Annotated in this window: 1 protein-coding gene; it reads left to right on the forward strand. The window is 28.2% G+C overall.

Annotated features, from left to right (window positions below; genetic code table 11):
* A partial coding sequence (locus E0702_RS16540) for a tetratricopeptide repeat protein (RefSeq protein WP_132045671.1) occupies nt 1-305 on the forward strand: 305 nt, incomplete at both ends.

Genomic DNA, 305 nt, shown 5'->3' on the forward strand with positions numbered 1-305 from the left:
GAAAATAAGTCTGATAGTGCAATTGTATTCTACAAAAAAGCAATGGAAATTGAACCAACTGATATTACAACTATTGAAAGCCTGATAAAAACTTATTGGTGGAATAAGCAACCTGAATTAGCTTTGAAAATCTTAAATGAAGTTCCAAACGAAATTAAAGAAAGTAATTCCATTCTAACTTTAAAAGGAATGACTCTTGAAAAAATGGACAATTTAAATGATGCAATGGAATTGTATAAAAAAGCATTTAAAGAAAGTCCGAAAATTCACTACGAAAATGAAGAGAATATTATGGAGTTTATTGG

Source organism: Halomonas marinisediminis, assembly GCF_004347715.1.
In the GTDB taxonomy this organism is placed as follows: domain Bacteria; phylum Pseudomonadota; class Gammaproteobacteria; order Pseudomonadales; family Halomonadaceae; genus Halomonas; species Halomonas icarae.